15 protein-coding genes and 1 pseudogene are annotated in these 15,347 nt (G+C 64.1%); 7 read left to right on the forward strand and 9 right to left on the reverse strand.

Annotation, left to right across the window (positions count from 1 at the left end):
• From WEA77_RS11600 to WEA77_RS11630, 7 genes and pseudogenes are all read left to right on the forward strand, one after another.
• Positions 1-243, forward strand: a pseudogene (locus WEA77_RS11600) (hypothetical protein); the annotation flags it as partial.
• Between the two features lie 21 nt (positions 244-264).
• A complete protein-coding gene (locus WEA77_RS11605; RefSeq protein WP_368068044.1) occupies positions 265-1,221 on the forward strand; it encodes a pseudouridine synthase in 957 nt (318 codons plus the stop codon).
• Positions 1,222-1,239: 18 nt separating this feature from the next.
• Positions 1,240-2,577, forward strand: coding sequence for a cytochrome P450 (locus WEA77_RS11610; protein WP_368068045.1), 1,338 nt, complete (start codon positions 1,240-1,242; stop codon positions 2,575-2,577).
• 14 nt (positions 2,578-2,591) lie between these two features.
• Positions 2,592-3,320 (forward strand): SDR family oxidoreductase, encoded by a 729-nt coding sequence (locus WEA77_RS11615; RefSeq protein WP_368068046.1) that lies wholly within the window; start codon positions 2,592-2,594, stop codon positions 3,318-3,320.
• 10 nt (positions 3,321-3,330) lie between these two features.
• Positions 3,331-4,662 (forward strand): cytochrome P450, encoded by a 1,332-nt coding sequence (locus WEA77_RS11620; protein WP_368068047.1) that lies wholly within the window; start codon positions 3,331-3,333, stop codon positions 4,660-4,662.
• Positions 4,659-5,405, forward strand: a complete 747-nt coding sequence (locus tag WEA77_RS11625) for an enoyl-CoA hydratase/isomerase family protein (RefSeq protein ID WP_368068048.1) — start codon at positions 4,659-4,661, stop codon at positions 5,403-5,405. Before WEA77_RS11620 ends, WEA77_RS11625 begins: the two co-directional genes overlap by 4 nt.
• 21 nt (positions 5,406-5,426) lie before the next feature.
• Complete coding sequence (locus tag WEA77_RS11630; protein WP_368068049.1) at positions 5,427-6,497, forward strand: DUF2855 family protein; 1,071 nt, start codon at positions 5,427-5,429, stop codon at positions 6,495-6,497.
• Between the two features lie 3 nt (positions 6,498-6,500).
• Here the strand turns inward: WEA77_RS11630 and WEA77_RS11635 are convergent, their stop codons facing one another.
• The 9 genes from WEA77_RS11635 to WEA77_RS11675 all read right to left on the reverse strand — a co-directional run bounded on the left by WEA77_RS11635 (position 6,501) and on the right by WEA77_RS11675 (position 15,275).
• Entirely contained in the window at positions 6,501-7,349 is an 849-nt protein-coding gene (locus tag WEA77_RS11635; RefSeq protein WP_368068050.1) for an OmpA family protein, read from the reverse strand.
• Positions 7,350-7,462: 113 nt separating this feature from the next.
• Positions 7,463-8,743 (reverse strand): amidohydrolase family protein, encoded by a 1,281-nt coding sequence (locus tag WEA77_RS11640; protein WP_368068051.1) that lies wholly within the window; start codon positions 8,741-8,743, stop codon positions 7,463-7,465.
• A 47-nt stretch (positions 8,744-8,790) separates the two neighbouring features.
• Positions 8,791-10,074 carry an amidohydrolase family protein gene (locus WEA77_RS11645; protein WP_368068053.1) on the reverse strand — a complete coding sequence of 428 codons (1,284 nt, stop codon included), beginning with the start codon at positions 10,072-10,074 and terminating at the stop codon, positions 8,791-8,793.
• 63 nt (positions 10,075-10,137) lie between these two features.
• Positions 10,138-11,049, reverse strand: coding sequence for a crotonase/enoyl-CoA hydratase family protein (locus WEA77_RS11650; RefSeq protein WP_368068054.1), 912 nt, complete (start codon positions 11,047-11,049; stop codon positions 10,138-10,140).
• A gap of 68 nt (positions 11,050-11,117) precedes the next feature.
• Positions 11,118-11,567 carry a host attachment protein gene (locus WEA77_RS11655; RefSeq protein ID WP_368068055.1) on the reverse strand — a complete coding sequence of 150 codons (450 nt, stop codon included), beginning with the start codon at positions 11,565-11,567 and terminating at the stop codon, positions 11,118-11,120.
• Between the two features lie 90 nt (positions 11,568-11,657).
• The gene (locus tag WEA77_RS11660) at positions 11,658-12,005 is read right to left on the reverse strand and encodes an MmcQ/YjbR family DNA-binding protein (protein WP_368068056.1); all 348 of its coding nucleotides are present in this window, start codon (positions 12,003-12,005) and stop codon (positions 11,658-11,660) included.
• Complete coding sequence (locus WEA77_RS11665; RefSeq protein ID WP_368068057.1) at positions 12,002-12,910, reverse strand: hypothetical protein; 909 nt, start codon at positions 12,908-12,910, stop codon at positions 12,002-12,004. The genes WEA77_RS11660 and WEA77_RS11665 overlap by 4 nt, the downstream gene beginning before the upstream one ends.
• 44 nt (positions 12,911-12,954) lie before the next feature.
• On the reverse strand, positions 12,955-14,190 hold the full coding sequence (locus tag WEA77_RS11670; RefSeq protein WP_368068058.1) for an MFS transporter: 1,236 nt from the start codon (positions 14,188-14,190) through the stop codon (positions 12,955-12,957).
• Positions 14,187-15,275 carry a phosphotransferase family protein gene (locus WEA77_RS11675; protein ID WP_368068060.1) on the reverse strand — a complete coding sequence of 363 codons (1,089 nt, stop codon included), beginning with the start codon at positions 15,273-15,275 and terminating at the stop codon, positions 14,187-14,189. Before WEA77_RS11675 ends, WEA77_RS11670 begins: the two co-directional genes overlap by 4 nt.
• Between the last annotated feature and the right edge of the window lie 72 nt (positions 15,276-15,347).

Consider the following 15,347-nt stretch of genomic DNA (forward strand, 5'->3'; position numbering starts at 1 on the left):
GGGCTGCTTCTGTTGTTGCACATGACGGCGTTCGTGCTGGTGCTGCATGCCCCGGCGGCGATGGGGCTGGCGGCCGCGCTGCCAATTGCGGCGGGCTGGTTCGGGGCGGCGATGGGACGGACCTTCTCAATGCTGCTGGACCGGGGCAAGGGCGGCGAGGCGAAGATCATCCCGGTCTGGATGGCGACGGAAATCGCGCTCGGGCTTGCCATTGCGGCGCCGATCCTTCAGTTCACCCTCTGAAACCAGCAGAAAGACCTGACCATGACGGAGCGTCGCGAGACGGGCCGCCCCAGCCGGAAACCTTCCGGCGCGCGCCCCGCTGAATCGAGAAAGCCCGGCCCTCAGGGCAAATCCCCGAACGCTCCCAAGACCGATGAGGAATGGAGCGAGGGCGGCGAGCGGATCGCCAAGTATCTCGCCCGCGCAGGCGTCGCCTCGCGCCGCCAGATCGAGCGAATGATCGAAGCAGGCGATGTGAGCGTGAATGGCAAGACGCTGACGTCTGCCGCGTTCAAGGTGACGGGCCGCGAGACGATCAAGGTTGGCCGCAGGACGGTGCAGGCGCCGGACGGCACGCGGCTCTGGCGCTATCACAAGCCCTCAGGCCTGATCACGACGACCGATGATCCGGCGGGTCGGCGCACGATTTTTGACGAACTGCCGAAGTCCCTGCCCCGCGTCGTGACGGTCGGCCGGCTCGACCTGACGACGGAAGGCTTGCTGCTGCTGACCAATGATGGCGAGCTGGCGCGCTTTCTGGAGCTGCCGAAATCCGGACTAGAACGCACCTACCGTGCGCGGGCCAAGGGTACGGTGACACCGCAGAAGATCGAGGAACTGGCGAGCGGCATAACGGTCGAAGGGGTGCGGTATGCGCCGATCCGGGCAGTGTTCGACCGTGAGATGGGCGCGAACTCCTGGCTGACGGTGACGCTTACGGAAGGCAAGAAGCGCGAAGTGCGCCGGGCGCTGGAAGCGGTGGGCCTGACGGTGAACCGTCTGATCCGGGTGAGCTATGGCCCGTTCCTGCTGGACGTGCTGAAGCCAGGTCAGGTGGAGGAAATCCCGGCCGGCCTGCTTGCCGAAGCGCTGGCGAGCATTGGGGCGCCGATGGATTCGGGCGCTGCGCCGAAGAAGCCTGCCGCCAAGTCACACCTTGGCAGGGGGCCGCGTCCGGATACATTGGAGGCGAAGCGGAAAAATCCGCGCCGCCCCTGAAATTCCGGAGGATATTCAATGGCCGACACTGTCGCCCTCGCCACACCGCCCGAGACCAAGTTCGATCCGGCGCGCACAATGAGTGGGGCAGCCGCGGACACGTGCAACCTGATCGTTACACCCGCCGTCTATGCCGACCACAAGCTGCTGGACGCGACCTTCACGCGCCTGCGCGCCGAAGACCCGCTGGCCTGGTGCGAACCTGAAGCGTTCCGTCCGTTCTGGGCCGTGACCAAGCATGCCGACATCATGGAAGTGTCGCGCCAGAACGCGCTGTTCACCAACGGCGAGCGCGAGATGCTCTCATACCATGAGGCCGAAAAGGGCGTTTATGCCAAGTTCGGCCAGCCGCACCTCCTGAAGACGCTCGTGCAGCTGGATGATCCACTGCACTACAAGCTGCGCCACCTGACCCAGGAATGGTTCATGCCGCAGAACGTGAAGAAGCGCGAAGACGCAATCAAGACGATTGCCAAGCAGTATGTCGACCGGATGGAAGACCTCGGCGGAGAATGCGATTTCCAGCGCGATGTGGCGCTCTACTATCCGCTGCGCGTGATCATGCAGATCCTCGGTGTCCCGGAGTCGGACGAACCGATGATGCTGAAACTAACGCAGGAGATTTTCGGTGCACAGGACGAAGACCTGATGCGCGACAAGTCGCTCGCCGAGGCGCGTGATGTGGAGAAGGGCCTTGCCTCGATCCAGGCGACGCTGGCCGAGTTCTTCATGTACTTCACCTCGATCACAGCCGACCGGCGCGCGAACCCCAAGGATGACGTCTCCACCGTGATTGCCAATGGCATGGTGGACGGCGAGCCAATCGGCCAGCTGGAGGCGATGAGCTATTACATCATCACGGCGGCCGCCGGCCATGACACGACAAGCGCCTCGACCGGCGGCGGCGTGCTGGCAATGCTCCAGGACCCGTCACAGCTGAAGAAGATGATGGCGGACCCCAAGGGGATGTCGCGCACGGCGGTGGACGAGGCGATCCGCTGGACCACGCCAGTGAAGCATTTCATGCGCACAGCGCAGGAGGACTACACACTACGCGGCAAGAAGGTGCTGAAGGGCGAGAGCCTGCTGCTCTGCTATCCGTCAGGCAACCGCGACGAGGAAGTGTTCGACGAACCGTTCAGGTTCAAGGCGGACCGGAGCCCGAACAAGCTGATCTCGTTCGGTCATGGCGGGCATATGTGCCTCGGCATGCACCTCGCGCGCCTCGAAATGCAGGCGATCTATGAGGAACTCTTCAGCCGCGTGAAGTCCATCGAACTCGCCGGTGAGCCGAGCTTCATCAAGGCGAACTTCGTAGGCGGTCCGAAATCCATCCCGGTACGGTACAAGTTCTAGATCTGGAGATCGCCATGACCGCTGAAGGCAAGTCTGTCATTGTTACAGGGGCCTCAAGCGGCATCGGCGCCGCGACGGCCAGGGCGCTCGCCGCCGCCGGAGCGCAGGTGATGCTGGCTGCACGGCGGGAGGACCGGCTGAAGGCGCTCGCCGAAGAGATCGGCGGCGACGTGAAGTGGCGCGTCACCGATGTGGCAAACCATGCCGACATGCTGAAGCTGGGCGAGGATGCCATCAAAGCCTTCGGCAAGGTGGACGTAATCGTCAACAATGCCGGCATCATGCCCCTCTCTCCGCTGGCCAACCGGCGCGTGGCAGAGTGGGACCAGATGATCGACGTGAACATCAAGGGCGTGCTCTACGGCATCGACGCGGTGCTGACGCATATGCTGGAGCGCAAGGACGGCCATATCATCAACGTATCCTCCGTGGCCGGACTGATGACCAATCCGACCTCGGCGGTGTATAGCGCCACCAAGCATGCCGTGAAGGCGATTTCCGAAGGCCTGCGCAAGGAAACGGCGGGCGTGATCCGCGTGACCTGCGTCTATCCGGGCAAGGTGAACACCGAGTTGGGCTTCTCGATCAAGGACCCGGCCGTGATCGCGGGTATCGGCAACCGTTTCAATTACAAGGGCCTCGAAGGCGAGGACATTGCGAACGCTGTGCTGTTCGCCGTCGCCAGCCCCCGCAATATGGGGATCAACGATATCGTGATCCGTCCCATCGAACAGGAAATGTGAGGCCTGCGCCATGACACTCCAGAATGTGACCGAAACCTACCAGAGCGAAGCACCGCCGAAAGAACCGAAGTTCAAACCGGCCTCAGCGCTGAAGCCGCCCGCCGACCTGACGGACGCCGAAGTGTTCTCCCGACATGGCGGCTATACGCATGCAGCCTTTGCCGAGATGCGCGAGAAGGCGCCGGTGATGTGGCATCCGGAAGTGATGGGCGCGGGTTTCTGGGCCGTGACCAGCTATGAACTCGTCAAGAAGGTGGAGCTTGATCCGGCGATCTTCTCTTCCCAGAAAGGCGGCATACTGATGAATTACGGCATGGAGGGCGTGCCGCGCCATCCGCTGCTGCATTCGTCCTCGCTGAACTCGCTGATCAACCTCGACCGGCCCTATCATACCCCGCTGCGCATGGAGCATATGGCCTATTTCCGCGCCGATTTCGTGGCAGAGCTGCGCAAGCGCGTGGATGTGGAAGTCTCCCGCCTGCTGGACCGGATGCAGGCACACGGGCCGGTGGTGGACCTGGTGGAACTGTTCTCCGCCGAGCTGCCGCTGTTCACACTGTGCGAAATCCTCGGCGTTCCCCCTGCGGATCGTCCGAAGCTGGTGCACTGGATGCACTTCCTCGAGATCACCCAGTACCAGGCCCAGCAGGAGGGCCTCGGCAATGTAACCCCGGAACAGATCATGTCATTCATGAACGAGATCCAGGCGATGTTCGAATATGGCCGCCACCTCCTGGAAGAGCGCCGGAAAAATCCCCAGCCGGATCTGCTCTCGGCGATTGCGAACGTGAAGGTGGATGGCAAACCGCTGTCGCCGGAATTCCTCGACGGCTCCTGGCTGCTGATCGTGTTTGCAGGCAATGACACGACGCGCAATTCACTGTCGGGCACGATGCGGCTGATCACCGAATTTGCGGACCTGCGCGACAAGCTGGCGGACGACCCGGGCCTCTTCCCGAACTTCGTGAATGAGGCGATCCGGATGGTGACGCCGGTGACCTATATGCGGCGCACGGCGACGCAGGACACGCAGCTTGGCGAGCAGAAGATCGGCGCGGGCGAGAAGATCGTGATGTATTACCCGGCCGCCAACCGCGACCCTGCGAAATTCGACAAGCCAGACCAGTTCCAGATTAACCGCGCCAATGCGCGCGAGCATCTCTCCTTCGGCCATGGCCCGCACGTCTGCCTTGGCCAACGGGTGGCCAATATGCAGCTCGAGAGTGCATACAAACAGATCCTCGGGCGTTTCCCGAAAGTACGCTGGACGGGCGAACAGGTGCTGGCGCCGAACAACTTCGTGCATGCGATCTCCTCTCTGAGCGCGGACCTCGGCACATGAGCGATCTCGTCACGCGCGCCGACAAGGACGGCCTTGCCCTTCTCACTCTGAACCGGCCGGACAAGCTGAATTCCCTCACCGTCGGCATGTTCCGCGAGCTGCGCGATCATGTCAGCGACCTTTACAAGGATGTAACCATCGGCTGCGTCGTTTTGCGCGGGGCGGGAAAGTGTTTTTCGGCGGGCCATGATCTCGCCGATATTGCCGAAGGCGAGAAGGTGGCGTCGCGCGGCTGGCATTCGGAGACGCTCCGCCTGATGGAGCGCTTGCCGAAGCCGGTGATCGCGGCGGTACACGGACATTGCTATACCGGCGCGCTGGAAGTGGCGCTGGCGGCGGACTTCATCCTGGCGGCAGAGAGTGCCAAGTTCGGCGACACGCATGCAAAATGGGCGCTGACGCCGGTCTGGGGCATGAGCCAGCGCCTGCCGCGCCGCGTCGGCGTGGCCGCCGCCAAGCGGCTGATGTTCACCGCCGAGATGATCAATGCGGCGGAAGCCTTCCGTATTGGCCTTGCCGAGAAGGTTGTTCCGGATACAGAGTTTGAAGCCGCCATTGAGACATTGGCGAAGCAGATCCTCGCAAACTCGCCGTTCAGCCATGCGGCCAACAAGCGCCTGCTGGACGCGACCGATGCGCGCGACATGGACAGCGGCCTGCAATGGGAAGTATTGAACAGCGAGGGTGTCGGCCCTGACATGCAGGCGCGAATCGGCGCCTTCATGGGCAAACCGAAAAAGTAACCAGCCAAGGGGACGGCGTTCATGGCAGACTTCCTGATCAAGCGCGCGGACCTGCGTGACAGCAAATGGATCGATGCAAAGCCGGGCGCGCTCGCACCGGGTGCTGCACGACTGAAGGTCGAGGCGTTTGCGTTGACCGCGAACAACGTGACCTACGCGACATTCGGCGAAGCGATGGGCTACTGGAATTTCTTTCCGGCAGCTGACGCGGCTTATGGGTGCGTGCCGGTCTGGGGCTTTGCGACGGTGACGGGTTCGAATGCCGAGGGCGTCGCCGTGGGCACGCGCGTCTATGGGTATCTGCCGATCTCGGAGAGTTTCGATCTGACGCCCGTGCGGGTGGGCAGGGAAAGCTTCATGGACGGCGCGGCCAACCGGCAAGGCCTCGCGCCGATCTACAACACCTATATCCTGACAGCGTCTGACCCGGGATACGATCCGAAGCTGGAGGCGGAGCAGATGCTGTTCCGGCCGCTGTTCACGACCGGCTTCATGATCGACGACTGCCTGATGGAAGCTGGCGAGACTGTGCCGGAGACGGTGGTGATCTCGAGCGCCTCGTCGAAGACGGCGCTGGCGCTGGCGCATTGCCTGAAGCAGCGCGGCGGGGTGGAGGCCGTTGGCCTCACATCACCGGGCAACAAGGCCTATGTCGAAAGCCTCGGCCTCTATGCGCGGGTGGAAACCTATGACGGCGCAGACCGGCTGCATGCACGCGGGCTGACGGCCTATGTGGATTTCCTGGGCCGGCCGACGCTGACGGCGGATGTGCACAATGCGCTGAAGGACCGGCTGGCGCGCAGCCTCGTGATCGGCGTGACGGACTGGGAAGGCAACCGCGCGCCAGTGGCCCTGCCCGATCCGCAGCCGGAATTCTTCTTCGTGCCGGACTATGCCGCCGCCCGCGCGAAGGCGCTGGGGCCGGACGTGCTTAACGCGCGGCTCGGCAAGGCGATGCGGGGTTTCTACGCTGCGTCCGGTGATTACCTCACGCCGCAGACGGCGAAGGGGAAGGCTGCCATCGCGGCGGCCTGGCTGGATACGCTGGATGCAAAAGTACCGCCCTCGAAAGGGCTCGTGCTCAGTTTCTGAAGCTCAGCGCGCGATGACCTTGAACTCTGTCCGGCGGTTGCGGTCGTAGGCTTCCGGCGTCGCGGCGGTAACGAGCGGCGCGGTTTCGCCGTAGCCGATGGAGAGCAGGTTTTCTTCGGAGACACCCTTGCCGACGAGATAGGCGCGCACGGCGTCCGCGCGGCCCTGCGAAAGCGTGAGGTTGTAATCGTCGGCGCCGCGCGTATCGGTATGGCCGCCGATCTCGACGACAAACCGGCTGCACAGCGCGGCGACGCCGGTGACGGCGTCCAGCAGGGGCGCGCTGACCGGCGAGATGCGGGCATTGCCGGATTCGAAGGTGACATTGCGGCCAGCCATCGTGTCTGTGAAGGCGCGTTGGCAGGTTTCGAGGCTGATGCCGGATTCGGCGAGGACGGCGAGGCTTTCGCCGACGCCCCGCTCGCCGCCTTCGACGGAAATCGCGTCGACCACGAGGAGACCGGCGGCACCGGCCTGCGGATGGGCGGCGATGGAGGCTTCACCGGCTGTGAGCGCGGCGGCCTTGGCATCGGCGCCTGGCGCGGTGCCGGTGAGCGTCGCAACGCGGTCGCGGATGCGCAAGCCCATCCAGGGGAAACCTGCACCGGCGAAACCGGAAGAAATCTCGTTCTGCCAGGCGGCTGCGCCATTGGCCGCCGCATAGGACGACGACACTGCGAGGAACTGGCCGTCGTTGAACTCGTAGAGGCCTTCGGCGAGCGTCACACACTCGGGGGAAGCGGACGCGGCCGAGCCGGGCGCCGGCGCGCCGGGAGGCGGCGCGTCGCAGGCGCCGAGCAGCGCCAGCGCCAGGGCAGAGGCGCAAAGTGTACCAGAGCGGATCGCAACCATGTCTCGTCTCACAGCTAAGGGACCGGAAAACCGGCCGCCAGCCCCCTTCCCTGCAAGCCTTAAGCCGCCGCTGCGCCGAGGTCAAAAGCCCGGCGCAGGCGTGGGCGGCAACGTTAATCGAGCGGCTTGTAGACCTTGCCGCCCTTCATCACGAAATCGACGTCCTCCAGTTCCTTGACGTTCTTCAGCGGGTCCTTGGTCACCGCGATCAGGTCGGCATACTTGCCTGGCTCGAGCGTGCCGATATCCTTCGCCATCTGGACGTGTTCGGAGGCAACCACCGTGGCGGCGCGAATGGCAGCTTCGGGTGTGAAACCGGCCTCGACCATCAGGGCAAATTCCTGGGCATTGTCGCCGTGACGGGAGACGCCAGTATCGGTGCCGAAAGCGACGTTCACGCCGCCGGAATAGGCCCGGCGCAGCATGTCGAGCATCAGCGGGCCGGCCTGCAGCGCCTTGACGCGGGAGGCTTCCGGGAAGGTTGGATCGGTTCGGGCCCAGCCTGCGGCGGTGGCGCCAGCCAGCACGGTCGGCACGAGGGTTGCGCCCGACTCCTTCATCAGCGTCACGGACCCGGCATCCATAAAGGTTCCATGCTCGATAGAGTCGACACCTGCACGCAGGGCCGCGTCTATGCCGCTCTTGCCATGCGCATGCGCGGTGACTTTGCGGCCCATCGAGTGAGCGGCCTCGACGATGGCGGCGAGTTCCTCATCGGAAAACTGCTGCTCGAGCCCCGCCGCCGTGTTCGACAGCACGCCGCCCGTGGCGGTTATCTTGATGAGGTCGGCGCCCTCCTTGATCTGCTGGCGCACGGCGCGGCGGCAATCATCGGCGCCGTTGCAGATATTGCCACCGGTCATCGCGGCCATCACCTTCGGCGCAAAACCGTTGATATCCCCGTGACCGCCGGTAACGGCGATGGAGCGGCCCGAGGCACGGATGCGCGGACCCGGCACAGCGCCGCGGGCAATGGCATCACGCAGGCCGAAGACCGAATCATTGCCGCCGCCGACATCCTGAACTGCGGTGAAGCCAGCCATCAGCGTCTTGCGTCCGAAGTCCGCCCCGTTGAAGGCGGCATCGACATCGGAATCCTCAAACCCCTTGAGGCGCGTGGCCGGGCCTCCTTCGAACGTGATGTGCACATGGCTGTCAATGAGGCCAGGCAGGACGAAGGCCTTCTTCAGGTCAATGACCGGGTGATCCTTCGGCGCGGTGTAGCCTGGCGTGATGGAGACGATACGGCCGCCTTCGACGAGGATCGTCTGGCCAGTGAGATAGCCCTCCCCCGGCACGGCGAGCACATGGCCGACATGGATGACGGCGTCTTGCGCGGCGGCCGGTAGCATCGCCGCGGCGGCGGAGAGAAGCAGGAAGGAGAGGCATTTCATGTTCGGAGGGCTCCGGATCGGAAGGAATGGAATTGTGCGGGAACGGACTAGTCGAGCGGCTTGATGACCTCGCCGCCCTTCATCACGAAGTCAACGCTGACCATCTCGCGGATATCCTGGAGCGGATCCGCCGTCACGGCGATCAGGTCGGCAAACTTGCCCGTCTCTAGCGTGCCGATGTCCTTCAACATCTGGACATGCTCAGCGGCGATGACTGTCGCGGCGCGGATGGCTTCTTCCGGCGTGAAGCCGGCCTCGACCATCAATCCGAGTTCTTTCGCATTCTCGCCGTGGCGGGAGACGCCTGTATCGGTGCCGAAGGCAATATTGACGCCGCCCTCGTGCGCACGGCGCAACATGTCCAGCATCAGGGGACCGACCAGCGCGGCCTTGGCACGCGAGGCTTCCGGCACCCAGGCTTCGTTCGTCCAGCGGGACACCGTGATGCCTGCCAGAACGGTCGGCACAAGGGTTGCGCCCTTTTCCTTAAAGAGGGCGATGGATTCGTCATCGAGGTAGGATCCGTGCTCGATAGAATCGATGCCGGCGCGCAAAGCCGCGTCGATACCGCTCTTGCCATGTGCATGGGCGGTGACCTTGCGGCCCATCGAGTGGGCAGCCTCAACGATGGCGGCGAGTTCTTCTTCGGAGAATTGCAGCTCGAGGCCGGCGGCGGTGTTCGACATCACGCCGCCTGTGGCGGTGATCTTAATGAGGTCGGCGCCTTCCTTGATCTGCTGGCGCACGGCGCGCGCACAGTCGGCGGCGCCGTCGCAGATGTTGGTGCCGGGGAATTTCGACATAACGTCCGATGACCAGCCGTTGAAATCACCGTGCCCGCCGGTGACCGCGATGCCGCGTCCTGCAGTGCGGATGCGGGGACCCGGCACGACGCCGCGCGCGACGGCGTCGCGCAGGCCGAAGACGGCATCATTTGCGCCGCCGACATCCTGCACCGTGGTGAAGCCCGCACGCAGCGTCGTCAGCGCGAAGGCGGCGCCATCGAAGGCGGTGTCGACCTCTGAGTCCTCGAAGGCCTTGATACGTGTGTCCGGGCTTCGCTCGCGCGTGATGTGAACATGGCTGTCGATCATGCCTGGCAGGACATAGGCCGACTTCAGGTCGATCACCGGATCCTTGTTCTTTCGGGGCACAGTGTAGCCGGGCGTGACCGAGACGATGCGGCCGGCTTCGACAAGGATCGTCTGCTGCGTGAGATAGCCTTCGCCGGGAACGGCCAGCACATGGCCGGCATGGATGACGGCGTCCTGCGCATGCGCCATGGCGGACAGGGAGACGGCTGCGATCAGCGCCGCCGCGAGCTTGTTCATGTGAGTGTCCTTCCCCGGGGTGTATGGCGACATCGTAACGCCGCGCGCTGCAGAATCAACGCACTACTCGTCGATCAGCCTCCCGTCGGCATCCCGCGTCTCCGGCCCGTCCACCCGGGCGCGGCCGTCGCCGAAGGCGGCGTCGCGGGCGCGGAGGGTAGCCTTGAGGCCATTTTCGGCGACGGACTTTCGGAAGCCGCCAGCGGCGCGTGTGTTGTGGCCGCGCACATCATTCTCCACAGCGAGGCGTTGCAGCGTGCGCGCGCCCATAAGTTCCATCGCGAGGTTCACGATGCGCTTGTTGGCGGAGAGGAGATCGGGATCGATAAGTGCAAGGCGGTCGGCGAGGCCGGTGACTTCGGCCTCGAGGTCCGCTTCCGGCACCGCCTTCATCACAAGGCCGATTTCCTGCGCTTCGCGGCCCGTGATCGTGTCGCCGGTGAGCATCAGGCGCTTCGCCCATTGGGGGCCGCAATGATAGACCCAGAACTGGTTCGGCAGCGCGCCGAGGTCGCGCGCAGGCGGGAAGCCGAAAGTTGCGGTGTCGGCGGCAATCACCATGTCGCTCATCAGCGCGAGGTCGCACCCGCCGGCGAGGCAATAGCCGTGAACCTTGGCGATCACCGGCTTGTGCATGTCGAAGATCGCCATGCGCCAGCGCTGCTGGCGCTCCAGCTGCCAGGCGTCGTCGTCAATCGAGCGGTGGCCGCGATAGGATTTCGCCGCCTTGTCCTCAACGGGCGAGACGGGCACGTCACCATCCGCCCCGGACAGATCATAGCCCGCGCAGAAGGCCCGGCCTGCACCCTCGACGATTACGCTGTGCACGGACGTATCATTGTCCGCTTCCCAGAGGGCGGCGCACAGCTCCTTCTGCATCACATAGGAGAGCGCATTGAGCTTCGCAGGCCGGTTCAGCGTGATGCGGGCGTGGCCGTGCTGCGTGCTGTAGAGGATGGTTTCGAAACCGGGCATGGTGGACGCTCCTGATGGGAACGGCGACTATCGTCCGGCGAGCCCTGGTTGCCAAGGGCCGCGGTGCTTCATGCTTCCAGCGCAGCCGCCACGGCTTCGGCGATGGCCGGGACGGGATGTTTCGTAAAGTCTTTGTCGATCCAGGCAATCACGCGCTTTGACAGGCCGCTACTTGCCCGCTTGCGGATGCGCCCCAGCGCAACGGGCGGGGCAACCACAGCAATCGCATTGAAGGCGCTGCGCGCTGCGTCTGCCTCAAGGTCAGCCAGAATGCGATCGATGAAGCGGTCCTCTTCGACCTGGTGCAGGTCCGACGCTTCCTGAGCGGAGCGGCGCCCGTCTGCAGACTGGATGGTGCGCGGCGGCTTGTCCCGGCCCAGTTCATGCGTGCGAGGCGTATGCTGATCATACGCCCGAAGCGCTTTCAGTTCCGGCGCGGCCGCTGTGCCCTTGTTTTCGAACACGATGCCATGGCCGCCATCGGCGACCAGAACCCAGAATCCGGTCTTGAGTTTCATGAACCTCTCCCTGCCGCGCACCAGATGGCGCTGACCGCAGCTAATGCCCGGAAAGGCGCGGGGTCAGTTCGTAGAACTACGTAAGCCGGATCAACCCTTGAAGGGCGGCAAGGCCGCCTGTACCTTTCTGGTCAGGCCGCTGCGGACGATGGCATAGGCCTGCGTGATGCGCTGGCGCAGTTCGGCGTCCGGCAGAGAGGCGGGCGTGACGCGGACCCATTTCGCGCGGGCGAGATAGGGCGCAGGATCAGCCGCGCAAGACTGGGTCAGCACATGGAAGGCTTCGTCGCTGCACTTGAAGGATATTTTCGTGCAGGCGCGGTCGGTCGCTGTGAACATCTTGCCGGCGATCTTGTAGACTTTGTCATCGGCCCACTGCTCCACGCACTCCGCCCCCGGAAGCGACAGCGCGTGCTTTCGGAAGGCGGCGGGCGTCATGCGAGGCGTTCTGCCGGATAGTGCGGATAGCTCGCTTTCAATACACCGTGATTGAGCAGCATCTCGGCCTTCTGTATCTTGCCGGCCGCATCAAATATGCGGGTGCGGACCCAGTAGTTTTCTGCACGGCGCGATTCCGACAGGGCGACGATCTCGCGGCGCAGGAGGTATTCCTCGCCGACGAAGAGGGGGCCGTCGATCATCCGGATTTCAAGGTCGGCAAACAGGCCGATGCTGGGACCCTTTACCGGGAACCGGGCGCCGTGACTGGAATAGTTTGCCAGTACACTGACCATTTCCAGAGGGATCACCGCCCGGCCCCAGGGCGAAGCGGTCGCGTCCGAATACATCGGGTCGGTCTCCGTGATGACCTTCAGCTTATCCGCGAGCGAAAAGGGATAGAGGTCGCCCATGTGCTCGTCGGGGCCCATGCTGACGCGTTCGTTGTCACGCCCCGTCATGCCCGCCTTCAGGTCCGCAAGGATGACGAGATCGCCCGGCGGGCGCAGCGCCTTCATCCGGGCTTCGAGCACCGTTTCGCCGTGATCGGGGCCGACGCTGGCGCTGGCCTCCAGCACCGGCGTACCGTCTGCCTTGAAGGCGCGGGCAAGCGTGCGGGTCGCGTTCGGGGCGGGCGCATCGATTTCGGCCCAGACCTCGTCGCCCTCGAATACCATGTTGAGGAAGTGGCAGGAGAAGCAGCCCCGCTCGAACCAGTCCCTGCCCCAGACATCAGCCAGCAAAGGCACGAACTGGGAGAAGTGTGTCGGCCCTTCGACCGGTCCGGCCTTGATGCCGAGACGCGCGGCTTCGCCGTCATCGTGCAGGGATTTGTGGCCGGCATATTTCTGCTCGGTGAGCAGGTTGATGGGCCGGCGCAGTTCGCCTTTGAGGATCTCGTGCATGGTGTCTCCCTTTTCCTGAACTGTGCCACTCCGGGCTGCTTTCGTCACGCCCTGTTGCGGCGGCCGGGGCTGAAACGAAGCGCGAGAAAGGACAAGGTAACCAGCAGGGCCGACAGCGCGGCGGTGAGGATCGCGGTGCCGTGCCAGCCGTGGTGTTCGTAGACCAAGGTCGCCGCCCAGCTGGCAAGCCCGCCGCCAATGAACATCAGCACGATATAGGCGGTCATCAGGCGCGTGCGCACGGCGGCGGGCAGCGTGAGAAAGGTCATACGGCCCGTGATATCGATCAGGGGGCCGACGAGGTTCATGATCACCAGCGGCACAACCAGCAGCCAGAGACTGTTGCCAAGCAGGCCCAGCAGCGCGACGGCGCCGAACTGGATGACAGAAATGATGAAGCGCGCGCGGCGCGGGCCGGTTCGGTCGGCCCAGGCGCCGAGGGACGGCGTGGTGACGAGGTTCAGCAGTGAGATGGCGGCGAGGTAGCCGACCGTGTCGGCGCCGTAGCCCATCTCGGGGCTCGTCAGGTGCAGGCCGAGGCCGAGCCATACCGCGAGAAAGATACCAAAGCCAAGGCCCTGAATGGCGCCGGAGAGCAGAACCTCCGGATACTGACGAACGAGGGGGAAGACCGACAGTACCAGCGACACATGGTTTTGCCGGGGCGGCTCGGCTTCGGACTTGTCGCGGTCTTCCATGATGCGCGGCAAGAGCAGCGTGACGAGCAGCATAACGCCGGCCGCGCCATAATAAACGGTGCGCCAGCCGAGATGCTCGCCCACCCAGCCGGCGCCGACCCGCGCGACCAGGATGCCCGCGATGACGCCGGTCGTCAGCGTGGCGGTTGCCTGACCGAGGCGCTGCGGCTCGATGCGCTTGGAGGCATAGGCAGGCAAAAGGTAAGGCGTGATGGTGGAAAATCCGAGGAAGGTGGAGCCTGCCACGAAAACCCAGAAGCTGGTGGCGAAGGCCATCACCGCGAGGCCGGCGAGCTGTCCGGCGGCGAAGATGGTGGCCAGCCGCCGGTTACTGAACCGGTCGCCGAGCGGCAGCAGCAGGAAGATGCCGGCCGCAAGCGCGATCTGGTTGAGTGCGGGCACCAGTCCGATTTCCGAGGGAGAAACACCGAAATCTTTCGCGACCAGCGCGATGATTGGATGGATATAGTAAGCATTCGCCGTGACGACCGCAGCCGCGAACGCCAGCAGGAACAGTTCCCGCCGGCTCATCAGCTTTCGTCCGGCCTCGCCGTCCGGCGTACCGGAAGGCGCGGGGGTCACTCCTTCATGCCGGCGCGGCGGGCATAGTCATACGCGAAGCGCGCGAGCGGCACGACGCGGGCGGCGTTCGATTCGGCGTTGGCGCTGTTGGCAGTGCCGTCCCGCACGCGCCCGATTATGCCCTGCAAGATGCCTGCGAGGCGGAAGGCATTGTAGGAGAAATAGTAGTTGAGTTCCGGCAGGCCCTTGCGGCCGGTATGCTGGCAATAGAGCGCCACATATTCGTCCATGGCCGGGATGCCCCAGGCTTTCAGGTCCGCGATTGCCATGATCGAGCCACGCGTCGTGTCGCCGGGCGGCATCACCCAGTTCATCAGGTGATAGGAAAAGTCCGCGATCGGATCTCCGAGCGTCGAAAGCTCCCAGTCGAGCACCGCGATCACGCGGGGCTCGGTCGGATGCAGCACCATGTTGTCCAGCCGGTAATCGCCGTGCACGATGGTCGTCTTGTCGCCGGGGGGGATATTCCTCGGCAGCCACTCGATCAGCTTTTCCATTTCCGGAATATGCATCGTCTCGGAGGCTTTGTACTGCTTGGTCCAGCGATGCAGCTGGCGGGCGATATAGTCGCCTTCCTTGCCAAAGCCTTCCAGACCCGCCTTCCTCCAGTCGACATTGTGCAGGTCCGCAAAGGTCTTGACCTTGGCTTCGTAGATCGCGCGGCGCTCAGCCGGCGAGGAGTCCGGCAGGGTGCCGTCCCAGAGGATGCGGCCTTCCATCATGTCCATGATATAGAACATCGTGCCGACGACACTTTCATCCGTGCACAGCCCATACGGGCGCGCCACCGGGTAGCCGAGCGGATAGAGCGCGTTGATCACGGTGTACTCACGGTCGACCGCATGGGCGCTCGGCAAAAGGTTGCCGGGCGGCTTTCGGCGCATCACGTATTTCTTCTTCGGCGTGATCAGCTGGTAAGTCGGGTTGGACTGGCCACCCTTGAACTGGCGCACTTCCAGCGGGCCTTCATAGCCCTCGACATGCGCCTCCATCCAGGCAGCGAGATTTGCCTCGTTGAACTTGTGGCTTTCCACCACCGGCTTTGTGCCGGAAAACAGGTCCTGTGCGTTTGCCGCCTCTGCCATGTCGAACTCCCTAAATTTTGCCGGATTTTGAACCCTATCATACTGATAGAGACCCGCGCGCCAAGACCTGCC

This window comes from Hyphomonas sp., assembly GCF_040882205.1.
GTDB lineage: Bacteria > Pseudomonadota > Alphaproteobacteria > Caulobacterales > Hyphomonadaceae > Hyphomonas.